The 24,790-nt window shown below is 31.6% G+C and carries 20 protein-coding genes; 5 read left to right on the top strand and 15 right to left on the bottom strand.

Annotated features, from left to right (window positions below):
* Positions 1–31 precede the first annotated feature (31 nt).
* The 15 genes from LX78_RS07735 to LX78_RS07670 form a co-directional block, all read right to left on the bottom strand.
* Positions 32–925, bottom strand: a complete 894-nt coding sequence (locus LX78_RS07735) for an SIR2 family protein (RefSeq protein ID WP_109682092.1) — start codon at positions 923–925, stop codon at positions 32–34.
* A gap of 13 nt (positions 926–938) precedes the next feature.
* Positions 939–1,535, bottom strand: a complete 597-nt coding sequence (locus LX78_RS07730) for a hypothetical protein (RefSeq protein WP_109682091.1) — start codon at positions 1,533–1,535, stop codon at positions 939–941.
* A gap of 49 nt (positions 1,536–1,584) precedes the next feature.
* Complete coding sequence (locus LX78_RS14820; protein ID WP_170109821.1) at positions 1,585–1,734, bottom strand: hypothetical protein; 150 nt, start codon at positions 1,732–1,734, stop codon at positions 1,585–1,587.
* Between the two features lie 166 nt (positions 1,735–1,900).
* On the bottom strand, positions 1,901–3,121 hold the full coding sequence (locus tag LX78_RS07725) for a restriction endonuclease subunit S (protein WP_109682090.1): 1,221 nt from the start codon (positions 3,119–3,121) through the stop codon (positions 1,901–1,903).
* Positions 3,121–4,602 carry a type I restriction-modification system subunit M gene (locus LX78_RS07720; protein WP_109682089.1) on the bottom strand — a complete coding sequence of 494 codons (1,482 nt, stop codon included), beginning with the start codon at positions 4,600–4,602 and terminating at the stop codon, positions 3,121–3,123. The genes LX78_RS07725 and LX78_RS07720 overlap by 1 nt, the downstream gene beginning before the upstream one ends.
* 6 nt (positions 4,603–4,608) lie before the next feature.
* On the bottom strand, positions 4,609–5,895 hold the full coding sequence (locus LX78_RS07715) for a DUF2130 domain-containing protein (RefSeq protein ID WP_109682088.1): 1,287 nt from the start codon (positions 5,893–5,895) through the stop codon (positions 4,609–4,611).
* A 156-nt stretch (positions 5,896–6,051) separates the two neighbouring features.
* Positions 6,052–6,840, bottom strand: a complete 789-nt coding sequence (locus tag LX78_RS07710) for a hypothetical protein (RefSeq protein WP_109682087.1) — start codon at positions 6,838–6,840, stop codon at positions 6,052–6,054.
* A 33-nt stretch (positions 6,841–6,873) separates the two neighbouring features.
* A complete protein-coding gene (locus LX78_RS07705) occupies positions 6,874–12,783 on the bottom strand; it encodes a DEAD/DEAH box helicase (protein WP_109682086.1) in 5,910 nt (1,969 codons plus the stop codon).
* Positions 12,784–12,787: 4 nt separating this feature from the next.
* Complete coding sequence (locus LX78_RS07700) at positions 12,788–15,817, bottom strand: hypothetical protein (protein WP_109682085.1); 3,030 nt, start codon at positions 15,815–15,817, stop codon at positions 12,788–12,790.
* Positions 15,818–15,975: 158 nt separating this feature from the next.
* Positions 15,976–16,977 (bottom strand): helix-turn-helix transcriptional regulator, encoded by a 1,002-nt coding sequence (locus LX78_RS07695; RefSeq protein WP_109682292.1) that lies wholly within the window; start codon positions 16,975–16,977, stop codon positions 15,976–15,978.
* A gap of 236 nt (positions 16,978–17,213) precedes the next feature.
* Positions 17,214–17,654, bottom strand: coding sequence for a hypothetical protein (locus tag LX78_RS07690; RefSeq protein WP_109682084.1), 441 nt, complete (start codon positions 17,652–17,654; stop codon positions 17,214–17,216).
* Between the two features lie 210 nt (positions 17,655–17,864).
* Complete coding sequence (locus LX78_RS07685; RefSeq protein WP_109682083.1) at positions 17,865–18,158, bottom strand: helix-turn-helix domain-containing protein; 294 nt, start codon at positions 18,156–18,158, stop codon at positions 17,865–17,867.
* Positions 18,159–18,255: 97 nt separating this feature from the next.
* Positions 18,256–19,026, bottom strand: coding sequence for a hypothetical protein (locus LX78_RS07680; RefSeq protein ID WP_109682082.1), 771 nt, complete (start codon positions 19,024–19,026; stop codon positions 18,256–18,258).
* Between the two features lie 21 nt (positions 19,027–19,047).
* Complete coding sequence (locus tag LX78_RS07675) at positions 19,048–20,346, bottom strand: site-specific integrase (protein WP_109682081.1); 1,299 nt, start codon at positions 20,344–20,346, stop codon at positions 19,048–19,050.
* Positions 20,347–20,593: 247 nt separating this feature from the next.
* Positions 20,594–21,205, bottom strand: a complete 612-nt coding sequence (locus tag LX78_RS07670) for a peroxiredoxin-like family protein (RefSeq protein ID WP_109682080.1) — start codon at positions 21,203–21,205, stop codon at positions 20,594–20,596.
* Between the two features lie 160 nt (positions 21,206–21,365).
* Between LX78_RS07670 and LX78_RS07665 the strand changes: the two genes are divergently transcribed.
* From LX78_RS07665 to LX78_RS07645, 5 genes are all read left to right on the top strand, one after another.
* Complete coding sequence (locus LX78_RS07665) at positions 21,366–21,701, top strand: arsenosugar biosynthesis-associated peroxidase-like protein (RefSeq protein ID WP_109682079.1); 336 nt, start codon at positions 21,366–21,368, stop codon at positions 21,699–21,701.
* A gap of 93 nt (positions 21,702–21,794) precedes the next feature.
* Positions 21,795–22,856, top strand: a complete 1,062-nt coding sequence (arsS, locus tag LX78_RS07660; protein ID WP_109682078.1) for an arsenosugar biosynthesis radical SAM (seleno)protein ArsS — start codon at positions 21,795–21,797, stop codon at positions 22,854–22,856.
* Between the two features lie 17 nt (positions 22,857–22,873).
* A complete protein-coding gene (locus tag LX78_RS07655; protein ID WP_109682077.1) occupies positions 22,874–23,374 on the top strand; it encodes a rhodanese-like domain-containing protein in 501 nt (166 codons plus the stop codon).
* Positions 23,367–23,978, top strand: a complete 612-nt coding sequence (locus LX78_RS07650; protein ID WP_109682076.1) for a TIGR04282 family arsenosugar biosynthesis glycosyltransferase — start codon at positions 23,367–23,369, stop codon at positions 23,976–23,978. Before LX78_RS07655 ends, LX78_RS07650 begins: the two co-directional genes overlap by 8 nt.
* On the top strand, positions 23,971–24,783 hold the full coding sequence (locus tag LX78_RS07645) for a purine-nucleoside phosphorylase (protein ID WP_109682075.1): 813 nt from the start codon (positions 23,971–23,973) through the stop codon (positions 24,781–24,783). Before LX78_RS07650 ends, LX78_RS07645 begins: the two co-directional genes overlap by 8 nt.
* The last annotated feature ends 7 nt before the right edge of the window (positions 24,784–24,790 follow it).

Raw genomic sequence — 24,790 nt, 5'->3', positions numbered from 1 at the left:
CTTAAAATTTATTTAGAGTGGGTTTAATTTATTAATCCAATCTCAAAGCCTTTTCATAAAACCCATCATAGTCTTTATCATTCACTTTGATGACTTTACAATTAACGCTATAAGCCTTTAATAAATCAATTAAATTACTGTTTTTCTTTTTGGAAAAGGAAGGTAATAAAAAGTTAATCTTGTTATTAATTATAATGTTAGGATCAGATATTATTTTTTGGTTTCTATACGCTAATAGCCACCAAAGAGGATACTCCGTAAATGACATTCCTAACCCAATAATATTTATATTATGTGTGAAAAATAATTCAACCCAAGATGGGTTATTATGTTCTGTACTATTCTTTAACCCATTGAGAAACAATTCAGCCCTCGATTTTACTTTAGTGGCATAATTTATATAATGTCTAAAACCCAGTAATAAAGATCTAGAATCCGCTTGTTCACCATGTATATGCCACACCCTATTTGTGGGTGTCTTTTGGAATCTATAAATACTATAATAATACTCTAGTCTATTAATAGGATTCCTTTTCCAATTATAATCTAACTCTTGCTCAATTAAATAGTCATAATTTGTAGTTAAGATTTCGCAATTGCGTACTCTTTCAACTATCGAATATCTATTATTAGGCTTAATTTTATCAATTTTAGATTTAATAAAACTTTTCACATAACCCTCATTACTATTACCATTCCTTAATGAATAATTCACAATCTCATCATAAACCATAGGAAAAGGTTTCTCCTTAATATTAGAAACTTTATTATCTGCAAACCTATCGTTTAGATCATTTAATAAGTTCTCCCACTTATATCTATCCTCAATACTATTTAACGTTCTGTTAATTCCATTACCAAAAAGGTAAGCCTCCTTATTTACATAAGTTTTAATTGCATTTTTATTTTTGGTTTTATTTTCCATTATAAATTACTTATTACCAATCATCATCTTCTTGATCCTCTTCTTCACAGTCTGAACACAACTCATCACCTGCAAACATAAACGCATCATATTGACCACAACGACTGCATGTTTTATCTATCCTATCTTGGCAATCATCACAATAATCATCATACTCATATTTTGAAAAGCCACACCTTGGACAAGTGACAGCAGCTATCTCATCCTGTATGTCATTTTCAATTTGGTAACCATCATCAAATGAACATTCTGAACCTGTTATTTGAATTTCAAATTCTCGTCCATCATACAATGTAATAGAGCAATAACCATCTTCATCTAATTCTTCTGAAGAAAACTCACTACTATCGAGCCAACCACTTGAAAAAGATATTCTAATCACTTCATTATACTCTACATCTACATTTAACGTGTAATTATTACTAAAACCAGTATCTGGATTATAGTAATCAACATCTGCACAATAAGTGTCATCTGGATAAGCTTCCTCATATTCATTGTAATATCTTTCTGAATCATTGCTATAATTATTAGATCTAGACGTTTTCTTTTTACATGATTGAATAGAAACTACAAGCAGTATTAATAAAATTAATCTAATTATTCTCATACCAGCTCTCCTTAAAACGCCTTATGTAAAAGACTGTTAAACATTTTTTTTAAATTTTTAAGCCTTCTTTAATTGCTTTTAATTTTCTTCTTCTTTCCTCACCTCCCCATTTAGATTCATCTTCAAATAAAACATTATGACCAACAACAAGCAAAGTATTAATATCTATACCTCTATAATACTGTCTAATTAAATCCACATTCTTTGTGGTTATTTCACAGCAATATTCAAGCTCGTTAAGTTTGAATTTACGTTGGTCTAAACTCTTTCTGCGTTTTTATTAACCTCGCTGTGGCTATATTTTGGAAAATAATGTAGTAGTACTGCCTTAATATTTTCTAATGTCCTAGGATAAATGTCTGGTCTCATATTAACTCCCCTTTAAACGCCTTTTGTAATAGGCTATTAAACAATTCTTCACTTTTTTGTAGACTTTGTTGTGCTTGAGCTTTTTGGGCTTCTATGGCTTGAACGCGTTCTGCAAATTGGTTTTGTAATTCGATTGGTGGTATTATTACTTCTAAATCAGTTAACTGTTTTTTAGTAATAGCCTGCATTATAGCTCCACCACCAGAACCTACACCTAATAATTGATTTTTTACATTTTCAGAGATTAAAAAATGATTCAAAAACAGTGGATTTAATTTATTAATTAAAGGTCTTAAGATAGAAACATGCTGATTTACCCTAGCTGGTAAAACATCATTTGGAACAATTGTACTACGACAAATTGAAGCTCCAGTAATATTAAATAACACGTCATTTTCTTCAACAATTACGTTTTTTAATTTATTTGCTTGTTCATCACTAATATGAGCTAAATTCTTATACTTAAATTTATTATCATAAATATTTAAACTTCGGATTAGAGAAATCCCTTCTTCTCTATAAGATTCTTTGCCTCCTCTTGGCGTAGAACCACTACCAATTTTACTTGTAATTTTAACTAAAGGTTTATGTTCCCATCCTTTCGGATTAGCAACAGGATCCCCAAACATATCCAAAAAGAAGGATTGGGTAAGGGCATCATACTTTTCTATAAGTTGTTTATCCAGTTGGTGTAATTTGTCTGCTTCATCTAAAATAGCTGCTATCTTTTTTTGGGTGTTTAGTGGTGGAAGTGGGATTGAATTATTTAATATTTCTTTTTTTCCAACATTGATCTGTAAACCTCCTCCTGCAAACTTTTTATAGTAGCTTTTATTTATTGGTCTATTCAAAGCATACTGTAAAAAAGGAATGTGAACTTTTGAATTATCTTTTACAATCAATTTACCAACTCGTTGATTCTGTAATAAATTTTTCCCATTTGTTCTTACAATAGTTGGGACACCTAATATTTTAGGATCGCCAGCTAAATCTGTCATTGCAATTACTATGTCTCCTTCTTCAAGTAAATAATCAGAATATAATTCGACAAAATCATCAGGTAAAAATCTCTTATTATGTTCGAGATCAAAATTTCCACCAGGACGAATACTACTCATTCTACAACTTAATGTATTAGAGCTATCCACATAGTCTTTAGACTTAAATGCAAAACCGTTTTTTAAATCACAAATTTCATGAAGTTTAACTAAATCCATTAATTAAATAGGTTTTCTAAAGTTAATAATGCATTTGTTCTTTCTTTGTCCAAATCTTTTATAGCTTCAATAATGTCTTTAGGCGCATCATATTCAATTTCTTCATATACCATTTCTTTGTAGCGGTTAATGGATAAGTCCCAATCGTTACCCTTAATTTCATCAAAAGGCACTAAAAAGCTATGGTCTGTTCTGGCTCTGTCTATTTCAGCTTCTAAATTTTTATAACGCCCAAGAATATCTGGTATATCATTTTCTTTAATTTCATTACGCTTATCATCTAAACTATAACCATCTGCTTTCATATCGTAAAACCACACGTTATCTGTTCCACCAGAATTGGTTTTGGTGAAAAATAAGACTGCTGTACTTACGCCTGCATAGGGCTTAAACACACCACTCGGCATAGAAATTACTGCTTCTAATTTTTGGTTGTTTACCAACTCTTTACGAATACTTTTGTGGGCATTAGAGCTACCAAACAACACACCATCTGGTACAATTACAGCTGCACGACCACCTACTTTTAAAGTACGTAGCATTAAGGACAAGAATAGTAATTCTGTCTTTTTGGTTTTGGTGGTTTGTAATAGGCTGCTTTCTACCTCATCATAATCTAAACTACCTTTAAATGGTGGGTTTGCAAGAATTAAAGTATAAGCATTCTCTACATCACCATTAGCTTCACTTAAAGCATCCTTACCAACCAACACAGGTGTTTCCATGCCATGTAATTGCAAGTTCATAGCTGCAATACGTAACATGGAAGGGTCAAACTCGGTACCATGAAACATGTTAGAATTAAAATGTTCCCTAAAGGTTTTGTCTTGAAACCAGTCGTTATGGTTGTTGTAAATATATTCTCCTGCACTTACCAGAAATCCTGCTGTTCCACAGGCTGGATCACAGATAATATCATCTTTTTTAGGCTGCGCCATAGCTACCATCATGTTAATAATATGGCGTGGTGTACGGAATTGCCCATTAGTGCCTGCTTCTGCAATTTTAGATAGCATGTACTCGTACAAATCTCCTTTTGTATCTCTATTATCTAAAGGTAACTGATCTATTTGCTGAACCACTTTATCTAAAAGTTTTGGAGATTGTATCATGAAGATGGCACCTTTCATAAACTTGGCAAATTCTCCACCTTCAGCACCAATGGTTTTCATGAAATCAAAGGCTGTGACATCATTAAGCTCACGTTGTGGTCTGGTAAACAGATTGAACATCACTTCTGGATCTTTATTTTTAAAGTTACTCCAGCGTAAGGCACTTTGATCCTTGGTGTAAATAGGGTTTTCCATAGGAACACCTAAAAGATTAGCCTTCTTTTCCATAAGAATCTGTTTGTCGTCTAACTGCTTAATAAAGATTAAGTAGGTAAACTGCTCAATTACTGTAAGTGGGTTAGAAATGCCTCCAGTCCAGAAATCGTCCCAGATTTTATCTATTTTGCTTTTTATTTCTCCTGTGATCATATCTTATTAGTTGCTAGTCGTTTTTAAGTTGTTAAACTTTTCCTTCATGGTAGGGTTGCCATGGGTTAATTTCTTTATTGTTAAATCGTCTGCTTTATTATTTGCCAAGCGTAAATTATTTACAGACGATAATAATGCTTCTTTGGTTTTTTGTAGATGATCCATGGTTTTATCTATTTCCTTTATAGCTTCTCCAAACTGGCGACTTGCTAAATCGTAATTTCTTGCAAAGCCGGTTTTAAAATCATTTATTTTGTCCTCGAAATGTGTAATATCTACATTTTGATTTCTAATAATACTTAACTCTGATTTATATTCCAAAGACTTCATTCCTGCATTTCGAAGCAAAGTAATTATAGGAATAAAAAATTGTGGACGCACCACATACATTTTATCATATTTGTAGGATACGTCTACAATCCCGGTGTTATAAAACTCGTCATCTGATTCTAATAAAGAGACTAATACGGCATATTCACAGCCTTTATCTCTTCTGTCTTTGTCTAGTTTTGCAAAAAAATCTTCATTTTTCTTTTTGGTTGTCGTTCCATCATTTTCATTCTTCATTTCAAACATAATGGAAATGATTTCGTTGCCGTTTTCATCTTTTTCTTTAAAGATATAATCGCCTTTAGTTCCTTTAGAAGCATCATTGTCTTTTTCGAAATATGCTTTTTGAAAGGCAGAGGATCTTAGCTTGTTAAATTCGGTTTCGCAATGTTGTTCCAGCGTTTCACCAATCATTTTGGTAGATAGCTTTTGCTTGTAGTCCTTTAAACGCTCTATTTCTTCGTCCTTTAATTTTAAGTCTTTAGCAACGTGATCTAATTCTCTTCTAAAATCTTCTTTTAAAGATTTTTCTAAATTCTCTTTTTCAGACTCTTTGAGTTTCACATCATTGACCAGCTGGTTCTTTTGTTTTTCAAGCTCATTTACTGCGTTTTGAAGTTCTAATTTTTTTTCAGTTTCTGTTCTGTCAAGTTTAGATTGCAGTTCTTGAATTTGTTTTTCTTTTTTAGAAACCTCATCGACTAGCTCTGATTTGCTTTTATGTTTTAATGTTTCTATTTCACTTTGTTTTTCTGCCAACTTTTGGCGGAAAGCAATATTTAGTTCAGATTCTTTTAATAGCAAAGCAGATTGTTTTTCTTTTTGAGCAGTTTCCAAGAGATTATTTAATTCGTCTTGAAATTGCTGGTCTCTGACTTGTTTTACGATATCTGTATAAACACTATCATCTACTTTAAAGACTTCTTTACAGTTTGGGCATTTTACGTTTGTATTCTTATTCATAACTAACAATTAAGGTTAATAATAGTGTAAAGATAAGGTAGAGGTGTGCGAGGTTGTTGCATAGTTAGATGTTGCCTGATCGTTGTTACCAAAAACGAATAAATTTATTTTAAATTTTGAATACTATTAGCCTACTATTGAGTAATATTTATACTTTCAAATATCTAAGATTTTCATTTCGACATGATCAAATGCTCTAAATAATGATTGAACATTTTCTACGAACTCTTTTAAACCCTCTATATTATAAATTGGATGCTTGGAATCAGGATTAATATAAATAACTTCACGGGAGTGTGCGACCCAATTTCTTATTGTTGTTATTTTTTTTAGATTAACATCCCTCTTATCTAATATATTGGCATGATAGGAGAACAGTAATAAATCTCTTAAATAAAAAGCTTCAAATATATTAGAATTAAGAATTCTAGATTTACCACTTTCACTTTTATAATATTCAATTTTTTCTAAGAAAAAAGTACTGTTTAAAGATTCAATCTCAAAATATTCCAAAACATCTTCATTTTTCTTTCCGCATTTCTCTAATAGTTTTCTTACGTTTTTCTCGAACTTTAATAGTAATCTAAATAATTCAACATAAAGTTCATTATTGTTATAATCAACAATATGAACAACGGCTTTTATCATGCCTCTATCCATAACAAACATAACTTCATCATGGTTACCATTTGTAAATTTCCTAATTGTAGATTCACTAAAAATGAGGTCGTGGGGATAACAAATTAATTCTTCAGGTATTTTTTTAATTAGTTCAAATTTATTACCGTTTAATTTATAACAGCTTCGTCTATCTTTTCCAGGTAAATATGAAATATGATTTAGTTTACAAAATGAAATTAGATACTCATCATTAGTTTTCTCATAAAAAATTATATCACGGACACATATTGAACTTATTGTTGTGTATTTAATCGGTTCTAACATGAATTTAGTTTAATTTATAAATCTAATTAAAAGTTACTCACCCACAAAGCTCAAATTGTAAATAATGTCATGATCTACATCTTTCCTAATTTCAAAAGGTGTGTTATCATAAGTCATTTCATCAGAAGCTAAATACTTCATTGGTTTGAAGCCATGAGCGATACCTCCATCTATTCTACATTCAAAAGACATATTATTTGATTTAAAAATAAAGTACCTGTAATGAGGTAAACCCTTTTTTTCTTCTACTAAAACATTAAATGAAGCTTCATTTGAAAGCTCATTTAAATCATATTTATAATCTTCTACATCGGCATAATTATCGATAATATATCTAGGATGTCTATTCCTTTCAAAGGCTCCTTGTTCTAAATAAACTTTGAAGTTTTTTATAGAGATATGTGATTCTTTTTGAAACTCTTCGATAAACTGAAGTAATAATCTTAGCGAAAATTCAGATTGGTTATACTTATCATAATAAGACACAGAAAACTCTTGATTTTTTATTTTAGAAAGAAACTCTGAGGCATTACTAAGATCTCCTATCATTATTTTAGCCAGTGAATTGCTAAGACTCCGAAACGGGATTTTATTATATCTTGATTGAAACAGTTTTAAATTGGTTAAATCTGGAAGTTTTACGTCTGAATAAGTCTCCCATATGTTTTGTTCCACTTTATAAAAAGTATCATTTAAGTTTAAGGCCCAAAACTTATCTAAATTTGAATAATTGGCTTTGGAAACATAACTTACCACTTTATTATTATTTAATTGAATGGACAAGTGTACCGGATAGAGTGCTTTTGTAGCAGTGTTGTTTTGTTTTAACCCATATTTATGGAACAACATGTAAATTGATAATTTGTCTTGAGTATTAGAATATTGGATATCTCCTTCTGACACTAAGTTTACATTGGAGCAATTTCTTTTAATATTTTCTAACCATTTTAAGTCTTCCAACTCCCAGTCTGACAAACGATCATTGATGTGGATGTTTATTGCTTTTATTCCAAAATGATAATCCATACGGGAAATCTCACTAGCTAGATTTCCAAAAATACTACTTGCTTCGGGATTTATCTCTTTTAAGTCGACTGGAACCGTACTTTGTAGTGCTAATTCTATCCATGTATAGGCTATTTTTCTATCTAATTTATCTAAATGCCATTGGGTTGATCTATCCACTAAACATTTGGTGCAAGCCGACTGGCAATCGCAATTTTTCAAAACATTGTAAGCTTCTCTTAAGATTTCTTCGGTGTACATTGCGAATTGTGATGCATAACCTGCACCACCTTTTGCAGAATCGTAAATAAAGATGGTTCGATAGTTATTATAACGCTTTACCCCAAAACCTAATTCGTTTTCATTAATGGCTAAATAATTTGCGAGAGTTTTGGTAAATATGACACCTAATGAGTACATAAGTTTTTCATCATTAACAAAAGTACCATTGCTGTTTTTTAAACGAATTTCAGTAAAGTCAGTTTTTAAACGACTACCAAGAATAATTTTTTCTCGAATACTTGTTGCAGTACAGCTATTTTCATCATTTTCATTCCTGCCACCCCTTAAACGTTTATGTCCCAGAAGTTCATTATGTGAAGATTCTACACGTCCACAGTCTAAGCATAAGCTATAACCTTCACCTGAACCAGTATTATAGAAGAGGATTTCGGAGTTTTCCTGGTCGTTACTCATTCTAAAATCTAAATAAGTACTTTGGTCATTTTCCCAAGGCTTAATGTTTAATAATAGGGGTTCTAGATATTGTACTTTAGATCTTTCTGAAATTTTTCTTGAAGGTGTTTGAAACAAGTCGACAGCAAAACCTACCGGCTCCACAAGCTCAGTAAATCGACTTCTTTGTCCTCCTAAATCTACACCCATAAAACTATGTTGCGCTTCACACTCTGGACAAGTTTCGGCTTCATTATATGATTCTGTTCGTCTTTGATATCCACAATGGCTACAAGCTTGAATTAAGGTTCTTGAAGCAGAATCACCACGTGAGTTCTTCAGGATTATACCTGCTGATCTATAATTAAGGCCATCAATAAGTATGTTGTTCCCTGGTGCAAATTCTGTTAATGCCCGCTCACTAGAATAACTTGGGTTATCAACTGTATAATTTCTACCAATATCTTTTATGGTGGCTTTTTCAAATTCTACTATCCCTGTAGGCAAACCAGCATTTGGCAAAAAGCCTTTCTCAGATAAATAGGATAAAATAAATTTACGTTCAAATTGTCTTTTACGATAGGATACTGCTTTATAAGCGGGGCTGTTATTTCCAAACTCAGCTTCTAACTGTTCTAACTTAAGATCATAAGCCTCTAACTGACTTTGTACATCTGAAGCTAATTTTCTGAAGTTATCAGAAACTAAATGATTTAACTGTTCAGCACTTACGCCTTGTAATGGTGTGTCTTTGACAATTCTATTAAATGATTCTTTATAATCACTTATTACTATTATATTTTCTAACCAATTAAGAAATGTTTCACCAGTAGTAGGTGTTCCTGTAAAAAAGAAATTCTCTAAATTATCCTTTACATTAAGTCCGCGATTTTCATTGTCTGCATGACGAATAAAAATACCAAACAATAAAGAATTAATATGTCTTTCGACAATGGTTTTACTGTCAAACTTTAAATTTGGGGCCGCTATCTCATGATCTAATGCCCATTTGGGGTTATTCATGGTGCGTAAGCCAATAGGGTTAGGTGCACAAAATGTTAATGCCAAGGATTTATTTTCTGAGCGACGACCTGCTCTACCAGTTCTTTGTAAGTAATTGGCTGGCATAGGAGGTACATTACTCATGACCACAGCTGATATACCTCCGATATCAACACCCATTTCCATGGTTGTAGAACAACTTAAGACGTTAATTTCCCCTTTTTCAAATTGATCTTCCAACTGTTTGAGACGATCTGTTCCCTGTTGTGCTGAATGTTCTCCTGCTAAATATAATGGATTGTAATTAAAAATCCGCTCATGTAAATCATTCCACAATCCTTTGCCACGTGCTTCGACACTGTTAGTTTCGAGCCAATTATCTACTAATTCTTTTTCAATCGATACGTTATCTTCGTTTAAATGATGTGGATAAGGAAACACAGGAAATTGATTATTAGAGGTTGTATCTATATGATAATGACTTATGTTTTCTGGTGATAAAACACCTTTTATCCAAGGAGAATAACCTCTAAACACTTTATCTAACAATCTTTTCTTTACTGGGCACAAGTATTCAACACCTGCAATTTCAAATTTAGATTTATCTACAAGGTTTATTTTATATCCTCTATTATCTTCCGTTAAAAGTTTCGATCTAAGTACTGCCCATATTTTATTAAGCAACTCATTTAATTCATCTTCTCTATCTCTTGTGATTTCTTCTTGTGAATTCCATCCCAATCCAGCACACAATAATAAAACCAAGCGAGATTGGGTAAAACTTTTACGATTATATTGTGGCCATGTTTTGGCATTTGGTTCATCTGAATTAGGAGGGAAGATTAAATCTGAACGATGAAATGATGTTGAAAACGTATGTAATGTGGGTTCATAAATATAATGAAACGAAGAGCGAATAATATAATCTGTAGCTATCTTTAATAAGTCTTTCCATTCTTGTAAAACAATACCCAATCTTTCTGCTTGTTCTGGTAATGTTACATTATCCAAGGCTGGATATACTAAGTTTACCAAGCCCAAATTTTCTAAAGAACGTGTTCTTGGGATTCTGCGTGCAAATTGATCGAATAATAGAGAGGTCGCATAGGTGCGATTATCTATGACAAAGTTTTCACCTTTAGCTGCTTTAGAGAATAAGGTTTTAAAATCTTGTTTAATAACAATCCGTTCTATCAAATCTGTCCATGAAGAACGACTAGTAGCATTAGCATCTTGGCCACCTTTATTAAGTTGATTATTTATATTTTTAATTTGCTCTTCATATACACCTCTCATAAATGGCATAGAAGTCTCTAATTGTGTAATTAGAGTTGCTCTGGCTTCAAGAAGTTCCTCGTTATTAGCATTTATTCTATTTTCATTCATCCTTCCTAGCAAAAAATGATATACCTGATATCGTATCCAATCACTTTCACTATCTATATTTATTAATGCTGATATTTTAGCTGTGCCTTGACGACTATCGGTAAAAGAAATATATTTTCTTCCTTCGTGTAAGGTTAATGTAGTTTTATCTTTAGCAACTTGAGTTTGATCTAAAATAATATCAGATAAAATTCTATTGGTGAATGCTGAAGATATACGGAAATGCATTGGTTTTGTATTGTGAGAATTACAATGTGGACATCTCTCATTGTCTGTCATTAACCATTTTTCTCCAGCCTTTTTAAATCCATTAGAATCTATTTCAATAGGGGATAAATCTTGATTATGATATTTTTTATTTGCCGTATTTCTTACCAAAAATACAGAGCTATCTATTGCTGTCGGGTCTTCTTGGTCTTCCGAATCTTCATCTTCATTATCCATTAGAAATGCTTCATGACCAACACCTGCTTTTTGTCTGATAAGACTATGAGGTTTATTTTCAAAGGTGGTATTAATTTTTTCACCTTCTAACATCATATTTCCGCAGGAATTGCATGCTACCAATTCTAATAAGGGGTATCCACATTTACACTCTTTACCCGCAATAGTGTACATAGTACCTAAAGCTATTTCTGGTTTTTGATTTTTATGTTCATTACATTCTGTATTTGTGCACACATAAACACCACCGACTCCTCGAATAAAGAAATGACCACGAACAGGCAGAAGGTTTTCTTCATTTACTTTTGTATCAGCCAGGATGTCCATAGCCTCTAATTGATCTAACTTATTTGGAAGGTTAAGATATTCACCTATTTGACTTTGACTAATAGCATTGTTTTTTAAAAATTTCTCACGGATTATTTTGATATTATTTTTAGATAACGTATTTGATAATTTTGGAATATCGGTATCGTCAATTTGGTTATTAACTCGGTTACCCGAGATTAATTCAATTTGATCTTCAGAAATCCCACACATTTCAGACATAAACTTTTTTAATTTGCCTCCATCTCCACTACCAACAGTTGCAGAGGTAATAGCAAATCTTAAATTATTAATATCTACCCCAAAGGCATCAGCAACTCTTCGAATTAGAAGTGCCATTTCTGCCGCTTTTGATCCTGTTAGGGTGTGTGCTTCGTCTAGGAGAATCCAACGTAATTTTCCTTGAGAATTTTCTAATATGGGAACATCAGCGTTTCTTACTAACATGTATTCCAGCATTGTAGGATTAGCAAACAAAATTTGAGGAGGTGTTTCTCTAATTTGCTTTCTTGAAATTAATTGCGGAAGCGCCTTATTTCGTGCAGAGTTATCAGCCGTATTAGGGGTATCTCCTGTTAATAAAGCATAATTAATTCCTCCAAGAGCAGAGCACCAGGCATGCATTCGTTTTCTCTGACTTGCAATAAGAGCATTAAGAGGATATAAGAAAATAGCATTTACACCTTCTTGATTTCTACAATTCTCATAAATATCATGTAAAACAGGTAACATAAAGCACTCCGTCTTCCCCGAGCCTGTTCCAGTTGTTACAGCGATTGATTTGTTTTTATTAAGGAGCATATCCCAACTTTTTAGCTGGTGCTTATAAGGTTTTCTGTCTTTAGGAAATTGAAATTCTGGATCCTTAATCTTATCTAAGGCGTTAATAAAATGTTGTTTAAAAACGCTTGTTGTTTCACCAAAAGTGACTTGACCTTGTTCCCAAGGAAATGTATTTTGAAAAACAGCTTCAGCCATAATAGGTTCTTCGGCCAACAAGAATTTAAAATAATCTTGCATTTCTTTATCGCCTGTTGCCCAAAGTGATAAAATAGAGTCAGTTAGTCTGTTCTCTGTTTTGGAATAAAATTCTTTGAAATTCATGAATTTAGTTGGTATTTAAAACGTGTAAAATAGTCTCATTATAAAAATTAGGACTTATAAATTGACTGTATTGTATATTTCGTCTGATTAAATTTCCATAAGGAAAGTCTCCCCATATTGGATGTTCAGCAGATGAATTCTTAATAGATTCTGCTACTGCAATTGGTGATTTAACTAATAATCGTACTTGTTTATGTTGGTCTACTGGAATACTATAATTGCTAGTTGTTGGAGGTCTCAGCCCTGGCAGTTCTTTAAGGACTCTTTCTCCTAATTTCGCTCTAAGATCATTAATTCGCATATGGGATATTGCCGGGAACTTAACTGAGCTACCCATCATAGAGCGAAATATTTTATCAAAACCATTTTCCTTCATATATCCAGAAATCAATGCTATAAAATGTTGGTAATTTATAGGCTCTACTTTATAAAAATCAAATATTTCATTTAAAGAGCTATCCCAGTCATCTTTTGCAATCCAGTGGAAACAAATACCTAAATCTTTTTCCATTTCAGGAATATCTTTTTGCAATAATGTTTCTTGATCCCCTTGGTTAACGCTAATAAATAAAAATGCTTTAGCGGCAACCTTTGAACTTGAAGTAAGGGCTCTAAATTGATCGAAGGTAGAAAAGGGAATATCATATCCATTTTTAGAGCAAATGGTGAATAAGTCTAAAAGTTGCTTCCAGATATCGGCATCAAATGAACTCTCCAGGAGTTGTTTTCCGTATGTTTTAATCCTTTCATCTGGTTTTAACCCTTCATCAATTGGATCCATATTTATAAATCTAGGCATTAATTGGTTGCCATCTTCTTTAGATGATATGATGATCCACTGTTTAACGTACTCATGGGTAGGCACTTTATAATAAGCAGCTTCTTTAATTAATGGAATTGCCGATACTTCCTTGAGCCTATCATTCATCGGGATTGCAAATAATTCTAATGTATCGTTTGAATTTAATAGTTCTACGACTCCTTCTCTAGGATTAATTTCTAAGGTGTGTGAAAATCCAGATAACTCATAATTTTTTATTAGGTTACCTTCTCTTAATTCTAAACATATCCTGTTTCTATGATCCATAGCATCTGCCAAATAAAACAATCTGACCATTTCATCCCGATACGCTATTAGAGGTTGATAAGCTGGTATGATAGATTTCGAGATTTTAACTTCTGAATTGACTTTATTTTTTAAGGATAAGATAGATTCTCTTCCAGGTGTTGTTAATATTCGTAAACCAAATAAATTTCTTAAAGAGAGTCTTTCATTTTCATTTATAATATTACCATCTTTATCTACTAATGTCATGCCTTGGAAAGGTGACTCCATTTGGAAATGGAGCTTCCTTTGAGTTCCTATACCTAATGAACCTTTAACCATAGGAGGTATTTTAAAGTACTCTGTATTTAGCTTTAAAGTAAATTGGTTATTTTGGTTTCTAACATTAATTAGATTGGTTTCAACTAAATTAATGGCCATTCCTGACAAACCATTGACAGTTATTAATGCTTTATCAATTGTTGTTTCAGTATGTTCTATAGATAATTTACCTATATTATAAATCAAATCATACACCTTTAATCCATTGGCCTCAATTTTAATATCAATACAACCCAATGGTAAGATTTTAACTTCAGATAATTCTTGCCAGACCAAACCAGTTCTATTCGATTTTATCCAAACTTGATATTTGGATGGTGGAATGATTTTATTACTCGCATCATAAACAAAAATATTAAATTTATCCCTAACCACTGGCATATTGGATGTTTGCATCCATTGAGGCTTTCTATTCTCAATTGCCCAATCGAATGACTCAACATCACTTAAGTATTTTCTTTGTTTGCCATTTTTTTTAATTTGTACTTCGCCTTCAAATTCGACCCAAAGCATTTTATCTCCAAGAACTTCAACTATTTGTGAACCAGATTCTGATTCCCAGCTTATAGGCATCAAAATAACTGCGGATTTATCTGTACTACCATTTCCTTTTATTAGTCGCCATTCACTTTCAGAATATTTAGACCAAAGGGTCGGGTTGTCAAGTGATGGATTGATTTGAATAAAATCATGAATAGTTGTTTGTTTACCATCCGCAATAACATAGGTATTTGGCAGACTATCATCTCCATCCCAATTATGATTTTCTTGGTTAAACCAATCCGTTTTATAGCTACCAGAATGCAATCTTTTAAATACACAGATTAGCTTGTCATTAAGATAAAATTGATATTCACTTTCGTCAATTTCGATGCCCAGAATATTAGCTAGCCCCTCTTTGGTATAAACTGATGCTAAACCGAGAGTAAGATGAATATGTACTTTTTCATCTATTTTACTCATTAACCAATAGTTTTTTGGCTTGGTTAGTCTTGTTTTTCTTTCTAATTGATTTGCACGAATCTTTAATTGACTAGAAATACTCTTTAAAGTATCATCTGAATTTAACAAATCATCATAAACACTTTCTTTATTAAGAATAGAGCGAACTATTTCAAAACAATTCTCATAAATGGTATCATTTCTACTAGTTACAGGTAAGTGGTTTATGATATGTGGCTGAAAAATAAAGTCCTCAATAGTTTCTGGTTGCTCTTCTAACACGGCTAACAGAAAATTTAAATACCCTCCTTGATTTGCACTAATATGAGTTAAAGGCAAGCCTCCTTGAAGAAGCAATGTCTTAAATCGCAACGTATTTTGTTTAACAATCCATTTAAGACCTAGCATTTGACCGCCTTTCTTTGCTATTTGATAAAACTCATTATAATTATAGTTGTATCTTATATTGCCCCCAATAGATTCGAAAACACTTTCTTTATTTGGACTTCCTCCATTATAATTACGTTTCCACCATTCTGCATAATACAAAGCAGCATCTCTAGCATCTATATAATATGGTTTTGCATAACTTAAGGTTTTACGCAACTCTTGAAAATCTGGTTCGGTTAAAAAATACCTCCATAAAGGACGACCATCATGTGATGATAAATGGTTTGTAACAAGTAGTTTTTGGAAGTAAGACATATTAAGTATTTAACAGATTATATTTTTTAATTCACGAAATCTTCTCTCTCGACAATTACATCCTCACTTAAAACAGTAATAATAGTAGATGTTCTAGTTAATAGTTTTGATATTATAATGACAAACATAAAAACTAACTATGCTATAAAACTGCATAGTTATTTATTGTAATTCTGATACATTACCAAAGAATGTTCTCTTAAATGCACTTTTAGCACTTCAGGCTCTAACACTTGAACATCTTTTCCATAAGACAACAACTGTTGTACTAACTCTTTATTAATTATTGTGTTAAACCATACTTGGTCTTGCTTTTCTTCTTCAAAAAACTCTTCATAATCGGGATGAAAAGGTTTCGTGGTAAAGAATTTTTTTCTTCCATTAAAAAACTGAATTACAACACGTTCGATTTCAGCATTTTTTGGACGTACCACACCTACCATTGACCTAAAAAAATCGTCCCAATCCGTTTCGGACTCGATAAACTCTGCATCCTCCAGAATATTGAAATCGATTAATCTTTCATCAAGAGGAATACTCCATTGAGATATACCTTCGGTATTATTAAGCCCAAAAACAAACCATCTTCTATTATATTGTTTTAATAAATGTGGGTGAAAGTGGTATACTTTTGGGGCACTATCGTAAAAACTCTTATAAGTAATTTGTAGGACCTGTTTTTTCTTAATTGCAAGGTATAATGGCTTTAAATATTTAATCCCTTTATATTCTTCGTTTTGGTCGTAAAACAAGATTTTTGACGCATCAGTTTCTTGTTCTTCTTCATCTTGAAATTTTATTAATGCTTCTGCTAGTTTGTTATATTTTGGATGATTCTCAAATCGTTCTAATAGTTGTTGTGCCGCGTAGATTAAGTTTAGTTCTTGCTCTAAAAGTGGTCGTTTAGCTATTGAAAAGTTAGGATCTGAGTATTTTAAAATTCTAATATTATCGGGTAATGGTGCTGCAAAACCATTCACTTTGTTTCTAAATACTTTGAGGTCTTCTCGCAAGGTTCTCTTTGAAATACTTTCTCCAGTGTAAGATTCAGAAATTCTATTATTTACATATTCTAACAATTCATCAAAACTATATGATTTGTTACGAAAGCAATAGTCTAGAATATTATATCTTAAATGTGCGTGTGTACTATTTGCCATTTTATAAACTTTTACATTTAATAATTTTAAAAACAAACTAAATCTTTCATCTTTAGCAAAAAGATAAAAAATTTCACATGTGTAAACAGAAGCTTAAAAGATTACTAGCTTTTCTTCTAAATGTTGTATAAGTATTTTTATTTGAGTTATTATCAAAACATTAAAAATATAACATTTACAGAACAATGGGTTATGGGATTCCATAATTTTCAGAATTATTTACCCTTTTATAAATACTACCTGCTCTTCATCCTTAAAATGAATTTAAGGCTATTAATCTCCTTTTTTAATTCTTCAACATCACCTTTGGTAGCAGGCAAAGTTTTAGGAAAAAATATTTTCTGTGTAGTATAAATTGCAGCATCCGCAGTTGCAGAACCGATTGCTGCACTACCAATATCAGATGCATTTATACCTTTAGTTTCATTTTGGTAATCTACCAAAGAATTTATTTTAGTTTCTAATTCTTGGATTTGGTTATTTAGTAAAACTGGAGCCATTAATTTATCTTGCTCGTCGTTTTTGTCTTGCTCTTTTTTATAATGTCCAGAAATGTATTTGTATTCATTTCTTTTATAACTTGCTTTTGTTTTACAACTCGTTGTGCAGTACACATGATTACTTCTTCTTGACTCGAATGACTCATAACAATGCTTACAATTTTTGATTCTTTTCATGATTTTGTGGTCGATTTGGTTATTAATACGTTAAATAAGGTTTAATTTAACCTTTTACTACTTTCTTAAATTTTGTTTATGAAGATTCCTCACGATCGCTTTGCCCTATCGTTTACCTTAAGTAAGCAGTGAAAAAACAATTTACAGGCATTTAAATCTGTATACCATTCCCAATCAACTAACTCACGGTAAAGCATTATAAATCCTTGTCTAACCATTAAAATCTTGTTTTATAAGGTTTGAATAAATATCACTTTTCTTTAAGTAAACTCTATTACCTAAACGATAACTGGGCAGGATGCCCTCTTTTCTCCAATTCCAAAGAGTTTGATTGGAGCATTTTAAAATAATTAAGGCTTCTTCTAAAGTAAGCAGTTCTTCTTCATTTTTTGAAGGATGATACTTATCAAAAAACTCCTGAAACTTATTGTCAACACCTTTTAAGATATTTTCAGTAAGCTCTTCAGGAGTTGTCTGATAGAAATGTAATGGTTTTGTGTTCATTTGGTATAAATTTGGTTTATACCTACAAAATTACCACTATACCCTTGTTTTTCAGATATTTAGGAGTATACGCCGGTATATATACTCCTTGCTAAAATTATGTATATTCAGTAAATGGTATACTAAATCCAGCACTGTCAAATGACTTTCTTGCTTGAGCATGTTTTTTACTTCCACTATTCAAATAAATCTCTATAGATTTTGATGAATTGCAATCTTCTACTGAAAATGCCTTTAATAAATCCCTTGAAAGACTTGAGCAATTAATCTCTCCACGATATTTTTCAGCCTCAATATATCCCTTATCAATTAATTCTCTAATAATTATTCCTAAATTAGCAGGTCCAGCAATCCACTTTAATGGTTTTACTTCCCTTTTATCTATATATTCTGTAAGGAATGATGTAATAATTTCAGCTCTTTTACTTATATCATTTTGAAGACTCCCGAATGCTATATAATGATTTATAGTGCCATAATCATATGTTGAATTATGAATCACACCTTCACTTTCTACAAATCCATCTTCTAATTTAATTTCATCGTGGTAACCCCCACCTTCAAAACTGGGTATGGAAAACTCTACTATCTCTCTAATTTTTGGTATAATCTTATATTCCAAAATTGAAAAATAAGTGTCTGGATTGTCACAATAGTCAAATTGGTATTGGAGAAAATCTTTGAGTTCTAGAATATCTATTTCAATCAATAATTCTCTTGTAAAATATTTGAGGTAAAAGTCATCAACTAATTTAGGTTCATAATAATCGTAATTCTTTAATTCAAATTTATTAGCTTCATAGTTCCTGTCCTTTTTTCTTTCACTATAATGTATTTCATCTACAGCGAATGTATCTTTGTAATTCATAATTATATTTAGGGTTAAAATTTATTTATTAAAAAATGCACTGTCAGCTATTTTGACAGCACGTTCTTGTGGAGTTACTTTTATGTATTTATAAAATTCACGTTCTGTAGAATGCCCACTGATAGCCATAATATCTACAGTTGGCATTTTGGACAAATAGGCATTTGTACAAAACGACCTTCTTGCTGTATGAGAAACAATTAGAGTGTGTTTTGAAACAGTTTCTGTAATTTTTTTTCCTCCACTTGTTTTCTTTACTGTTATTTGCTCGTTTATTTCTGCTTTTCTACCTGCCTCTTTTATGTATTCATTAATATCTGGGTCATTTAGTATTCGAGGGGGAAGCCCATTGTATCTATCCTTCATTATGGCTTCAACACGAGGATGAATTGGCACATAAACAACCTTATTGGTCTTTTGTTGTTTAAACTCAAATACTCTTTTGCCATTGAAAGTTTTAATTTGGTTTTTGGTTATCCCATTATAGTCTGATACTCTCTGACCAGTATAGTAGCCTATCAAAAAAATATCTCTGGCTAATTCCCAATCTTTAGTTTTAGACAAGTCAACCTTATAAAGAGCATCTATATCTGATTCTGTTAAGTAAATTGAAACAGTATCTTCAGACAAGGCTTTAAACTCTCTATGTCTATATTTCAAATTGCTATTTAAACCATCTTCCGTGGCTCTATTCAATAATGTCGTTAAGTTTTTTATGTGTTTCCCAATGGTATTTACAGAGTAGTTGTTTTCCTCTAAATGCTGGACAAATGAATAATAAAATTTTAAATCGATATTATCAAAATCTAAATTGTATTTAACTTTTTTATTAAAATCTCTCAATCTATTTACTGTTTGTTTATAAGAACGAACAGTAATTGGACTTAACTTAACAGATTGAATATTTTTTGCTTGATTCTCTCTCTTTTCAATATAATCATCTGCAAATTCAAAAAAGGTCGTATTTGGCTTTTCTTCCTTTTCATCAACTTTTCGTATTATCTTTAACAATAAAGATTTTAATATGGTTTTATTCTGTCTCTCTACCTCCTCTAAATTAGAAACAGCCTTTGTAAATTGAAAAGAAAAATCTAATAAGTCACTGTTTACTTTTTCTCGATTCTTTATAGTTGATAGCGCTCTAATTCTTTGGTTTGATTCATCCCAATTTTTAGGGTGAACTTTATACCCAGTAGCAAACCTAATACGATTATTTCTTCCGTAACTATAGTCTAATATTATAGCAGTTTCTTCTTTTATTTTAGGATGCCTTAATATATATTTGACCGTCCCTGAGGTAGATTGAATTGCTTTGTTCATATTTAATTAAGAATATCTGAATTTAAAAAGTGACAACAAAAGTGACAACATAACGTTTAACTATTGTTATAACAATATTATAAAAATTAAATGAAACAGCCCGTATATATTGCAAATAAAGAAGACCTACATAAAAACACATAAAATGACATAACATGATATATAGCAAAAAGTGGTACTGGAGGCACCACCACAAAAAACCCGAACAAATGCTCGGGTTTTTTGGTTTCTATAATTTAAATAATCTTTATAATTCTGACTTCAGAGCCTTCAAACTGGCAAGTAGTAATTCTGAACTTAAACGAGTAGAATAATCTGGGTTTATATATTCAAACAAAATTTTACCTTTTGCATCTAAAATAAAAACAGCCGGAACAGGTAAAATATCAGTTGCCTCTTTATTAGTTTTCTTAAAAATATAACCTTTTGCCTTTTCTGGTGTTTCAAATCCAATACCAATTGCTTGTATTAATGTTGCACCTGAATCTGAATATATTTTATAATTTAACTTATCATCCTCAACTGTTGGCTTTAATGATTCTAAATGATCTGGACTTATTGCAATTATTTGATACCCTAAATCAATAATTTCTTTTTCTGTTTCAGCTAAACTCGATAATTGATTATTGCAATAAGGACACCAACCTCCACGATAAAAAACAAGAACAGTCGGTTTCTCTTTAAGAATATCTTGCAGTAAAACATTTTCTCCTTCAATATTTAAAAGATTTGCTTCAGGAAATTGTTCTCCAATAAGCAATGGACTAATGTCTTCAGCATTCATTGGCACTTGAGCCTTAAGGTTTGTTGTAAAATTTAAAGTGATAATAGTAAATACGAATAATAGATTTCTGGTCATAATGATTAGTTTTAATAATTTGTCAAATTTCTACATCAATCCTTACAATTAAAGTAATTTATAAATTCAATAGATTTGTTTCATGCTTTTTATGTAAACTTTAATAAATAGCTTCGACTTAATTCTGTACATTCATCCCTAATAAACAATAAATAGAAACATGCAAAAAACATATTACGATCCAGCCGATTTAAAGAAATTCGGTAAAATATCTGAATGGAATGAAGAATTAGGTTCTAAATTCTTCGAATATTACAATTCTGTTTTTATGGAAGGCAACCTTTCTGAAAGAGAGAAATCACTTATTGCCTTGGCTGTATCACATACTATACAATGCCCTTATTGCATTGATGCTTATACAGGAGACGGCTTGCAACGTGGCATTACTAAAGAAGAAATGATGGAAGCTTTACACGTAGCTGCTGCTATTCGAGGTGGCGCATCTTTAGTGCATGGTGTTCAAATGATGAATAAAGTGAATAAATTAGAAATGTAAGCAGACTGTTGATTTTACTTTGTAAAATCTTACAAGTGGCTATCCTGAGCGTAAACGAAAAACCTATTCAACAATATAGAAAGCACAAATCTTATAATGATTAAATCCCTACATAAACGCAAAAGCGAGCTTGCAAATAGCAACAAACAAGTTGAGTTTTTATCTAATGGTATTTTTAAAGGTGGCGAACTAGCCACTTTCAATACTAAAATAGCTGAAACAAATCAGTTCCCTTTACGTCCTAAGAAATTAGAAATTCTTCAAATTAATTTGGGTTATATGTGCAATCAAGTTTGCGAACACTGTCATGTTGATGCAGGTCCAGACCGAAAAGAGATTATGACAAAAGAAACTATGTTGCATTGTCTGGACGTTATTAAAACAACCAATGCTCACACTTTGGATTTAACTGGTGGAGCACCAGAAATGAACCCTAATTTTAGATGGTTTGTAGATGAAGCTTCTAAAGCTGGTATTAAAGATTTTATTGTGCGCTCTAACCTTACCATATTAAGAGCGAATAAGAAATATTACGACTTACCTGAGTTTTTCAAAAACCATAATATTCATGTCATCTCTTCAATGCCACATTGGACTAAAGGAAAAACAGATAAACAAAGAGGCTCTGGTGTTTTTGACAAATCTATTAAAGCACTCGAAGAGCTAAACGCTATTGGCTATGGCATGCCAAATAGTAGCTTAAAATTAGATTTAGTTTATAATCCTTCAGGTGCATTTTTACCAGGTAATCAAGTGGCTTTGGAAAAAGATTTTAAAAAAGCATTACATGATGATTTTGGCATCCAGTTTCATAATCTATTTGCTATTACTAATCTACCTATTAGTAGGTTCTTAGACTATTTAATTGCTTCAGAAAATTATGAAGACTACATGTACGCTTTAGTAGAGGCTTATAATCCTGAAGCCGTTAAAAACGTGATGTGCACCAATACCATTTCGGTAAGTTGGGATGGATTTTTATACGATTGCGACTTCAATCAAATGCTTGAATTGCCAGTGAGTAGTAAAGTAAAACACATAAGCGAATACAACGAAGAACAACTCCAAGAGAGAACTATAATAACATCTCAACACTGTTATGGGTGCACTGCAGGAGCAGGAAGTAGCTGTCAAGGAAATATCATTCCTGCATAGGCAGGAATCTCATAATCATGAAAAAAACCATTACATATCTATTAATTTTTTTCTCTGCAATTCAAACTGGATTTACGCAAGAATCCTTAGAAGAATTGCTTAACAAATACAATACTAGAAGTGTTCCATATATGTCTGTTGAAGAATTAGCTATGCCCAAAACACATGCTATAATTTTAGATGCTCGCGAACCTAAAGAATTTCAGGTTAGTCATATAAAGAGAGCCATAAATGTTGGTTATAACGAATTTGATTTAGCTGAAACAGCAAAATTAATAACAGATAAACAACAACCAATCGTTGTGTATTGTTCATTAGGTATTCGTTCAGAAGATATAGCCGAAAAGCTATTAAAAGCAGGCTACACCAATGTTTTTAACTTATATGGAGGTATTTTTGAGTGGGTAAATAAAGGCTTTTATGTTTATAACTCAACTGCTATTAAGACCGAAAATGTACATGCATTCTCAGCAGAATGGAGCAAATGGTTAATTAAAGGAAATAAAATATATGAGTAAAAACTTAATAATGGTTTTTACTCGAAATCCAGAATTAGGAAAAGTAAAAACCAGATTAGCAATAACAATTGGTAACAATTCGGCATTAAAAATTTATAATTACTTATTAAGTCATACAGAAAAAGTTATCAAACAAATAGATTCTGATAAAATTATTTATTATTCGGTAAAAGTCAGAAATAATGATATTTGGGATGATTCAATTTATAAGAAAAATTTACAAAAAGGTAATGACTTAGGTCTTAAAATGCAAAATGCATTTAAAGATGCTTTTGAAAATAATTATTATAAAGTAATTATAGTTGGTAGCGATTTATTTGATCTAAAACCAGAACATATTACTAATGCTTTTAAAAAACTTGATCAGCATGATATAGTTATTGGACCAGCACTAGATGGAGGATATTACTTAATAGGAATGAACAAATTACATTCGTGTATTTTTAAGAATAAAAATTGGGGAACATCTACTGTTTTAAAAGACACATTAAAAGATTTACAACATCTTGACGTTTTTCTTTTAGAAGAATTAAACGATATTGATACTTTTGAAGATCTAAAAGACAATAAAACACTTAAAGAATTAATTACAAAAAATGAATAAATACATAAAAGAAACAGCCGAATATCTAAATGAAAAAGGATTTTTAGCTCCAGAAATAGGCATTATTCTAGGAACTGGATTAGAAAGATTAATTGACGATATAGACATTCTTGCAGAAGTTAGCTACAATCACATTCCTAACTTCCCAACAGCAACAGTAGAATTTCATAAAGGTAAACTCATCTATGGAGATTTAGAAGGTAAAAAGGTTGTTGTTATGCAAGGTCGCTTTCATATTTATGAAGGTTATTCGCTTCGAGATGTAACATATCCTGTTCGAGTTATGGAAAATTTAGGCATCAATACTCTTTTAGTTTCAAATGCATCTGGAGCCATCAATAGTAATTTCAAAAAAGGAGAATTGATGTTAATTGACGACCATATAAACCTTCAAGGCAGCTCTCCATTAGCTTTTAAAGGCGTCGAACTTTTAGGCGAACGATTTACAGATATGAGTGAACCTTATAATAAATCTTTAAACCAAGCTTTCAAAAAAATTGCAAAATCAAATAATATCACTTTACACGAAGGCGTTTATGCAAGTGTTGTTGGACCTCAATTAGAAACCAGAGCCGAATACAGAATGTTGAAAATTATAGGAGCAGATGCTGTTGGAATGAGTACAGTTCCTGAAATTATTGTAGCTAATCATTTAAATTTAAAAGCTGCTGCTGTTTCAGTTTTAACAGACGAATGCGACCCAGACAACTTAAAACCTGTAAATATTAGTGAGATAATTGCTATGGCAGGAAAAGCAGAACCAGAAATGATTATCTTATTTAAAGAATTGATAAAGACACTTTAGTTAAAAC

Source organism: Xanthomarina spongicola, assembly GCF_003148645.1.
Classification (GTDB): Bacteria; Bacteroidota; Bacteroidia; order Flavobacteriales; family Flavobacteriaceae; genus Xanthomarina; species Xanthomarina spongicola.
The sequence above is the reverse complement of the archived record's forward strand: the minus strand, read 5'-3'. Positions and strand labels throughout refer to the sequence as shown.

Coding starts and splice junctions, on each gene's coding strand:
- LX78_RS07655 (WP_109682077.1), top strand. CDS start 22,874: ATGAAAAAAACCATTACATATCTATTAATTTTTTTCTCTGCAATTCAA.
- LX78_RS07720 (WP_109682089.1), bottom strand. CDS start 4,602: ATGATCACAGGAGAAATAAAAAGCAAAATAGATAAAATCTGGGACGAT.
- LX78_RS07715 (WP_109682088.1), bottom strand. CDS start 5,895: ATGAATAAGAATACAAACGTAAAATGCCCAAACTGTAAAGAAGTCTTT.
- LX78_RS07730 (WP_109682091.1), bottom strand. CDS start 1,535: ATGAGAATAATTAGATTAATTTTATTAATACTGCTTGTAGTTTCTATT.
- LX78_RS07735 (WP_109682092.1), bottom strand. CDS start 925: ATGGAAAATAAAACCAAAAATAAAAATGCAATTAAAACTTATGTAAAT.
- LX78_RS07675 (WP_109682081.1), bottom strand. CDS start 20,346: ATGAACAAAGCAATTCAATCTACCTCAGGGACGGTCAAATATATATTA.
- LX78_RS07670 (WP_109682080.1), bottom strand. CDS start 21,205: ATGACCAGAAATCTATTATTCGTATTTACTATTATCACTTTAAATTTT.
- LX78_RS07690 (WP_109682084.1), bottom strand. CDS start 17,654: ATGAAAAGAATCAAAAATTGTAAGCATTGTTATGAGTCATTCGAGTCA.
- LX78_RS07710 (WP_109682087.1), bottom strand. CDS start 6,840: ATGTTAGAACCGATTAAATACACAACAATAAGTTCAATATGTGTCCGT.
- LX78_RS07695 (WP_109682292.1), bottom strand. CDS start 16,977: ATGGCAAATAGTACACACGCACATTTAAGATATAATATTCTAGACTAT.
- LX78_RS07650 (WP_109682076.1), top strand. CDS start 23,367: ATGAGTAAAAACTTAATAATGGTTTTTACTCGAAATCCAGAATTAGGA.
- LX78_RS07700 (WP_109682085.1), bottom strand. CDS start 15,817: ATGTCTTACTTCCAAAAACTACTTGTTACAAACCATTTATCATCACAT.
- LX78_RS07665 (WP_109682079.1), top strand. CDS start 21,366: ATGCAAAAAACATATTACGATCCAGCCGATTTAAAGAAATTCGGTAAA.
- LX78_RS07725 (WP_109682090.1), bottom strand. CDS start 3,121: ATGGATTTAGTTAAACTTCATGAAATTTGTGATTTAAAAAACGGTTTT.
- LX78_RS07705 (WP_109682086.1), bottom strand. CDS start 12,783: ATGAATTTCAAAGAATTTTATTCCAAAACAGAGAACAGACTAACTGAC.
- LX78_RS07645 (WP_109682075.1), top strand. CDS start 23,971: ATGAATAAATACATAAAAGAAACAGCCGAATATCTAAATGAAAAAGGA.
- LX78_RS07685 (WP_109682083.1), bottom strand. CDS start 18,158: ATGAACACAAAACCATTACATTTCTATCAGACAACTCCTGAAGAGCTT.
- LX78_RS07680 (WP_109682082.1), bottom strand. CDS start 19,026: ATGAATTACAAAGATACATTCGCTGTAGATGAAATACATTATAGTGAA.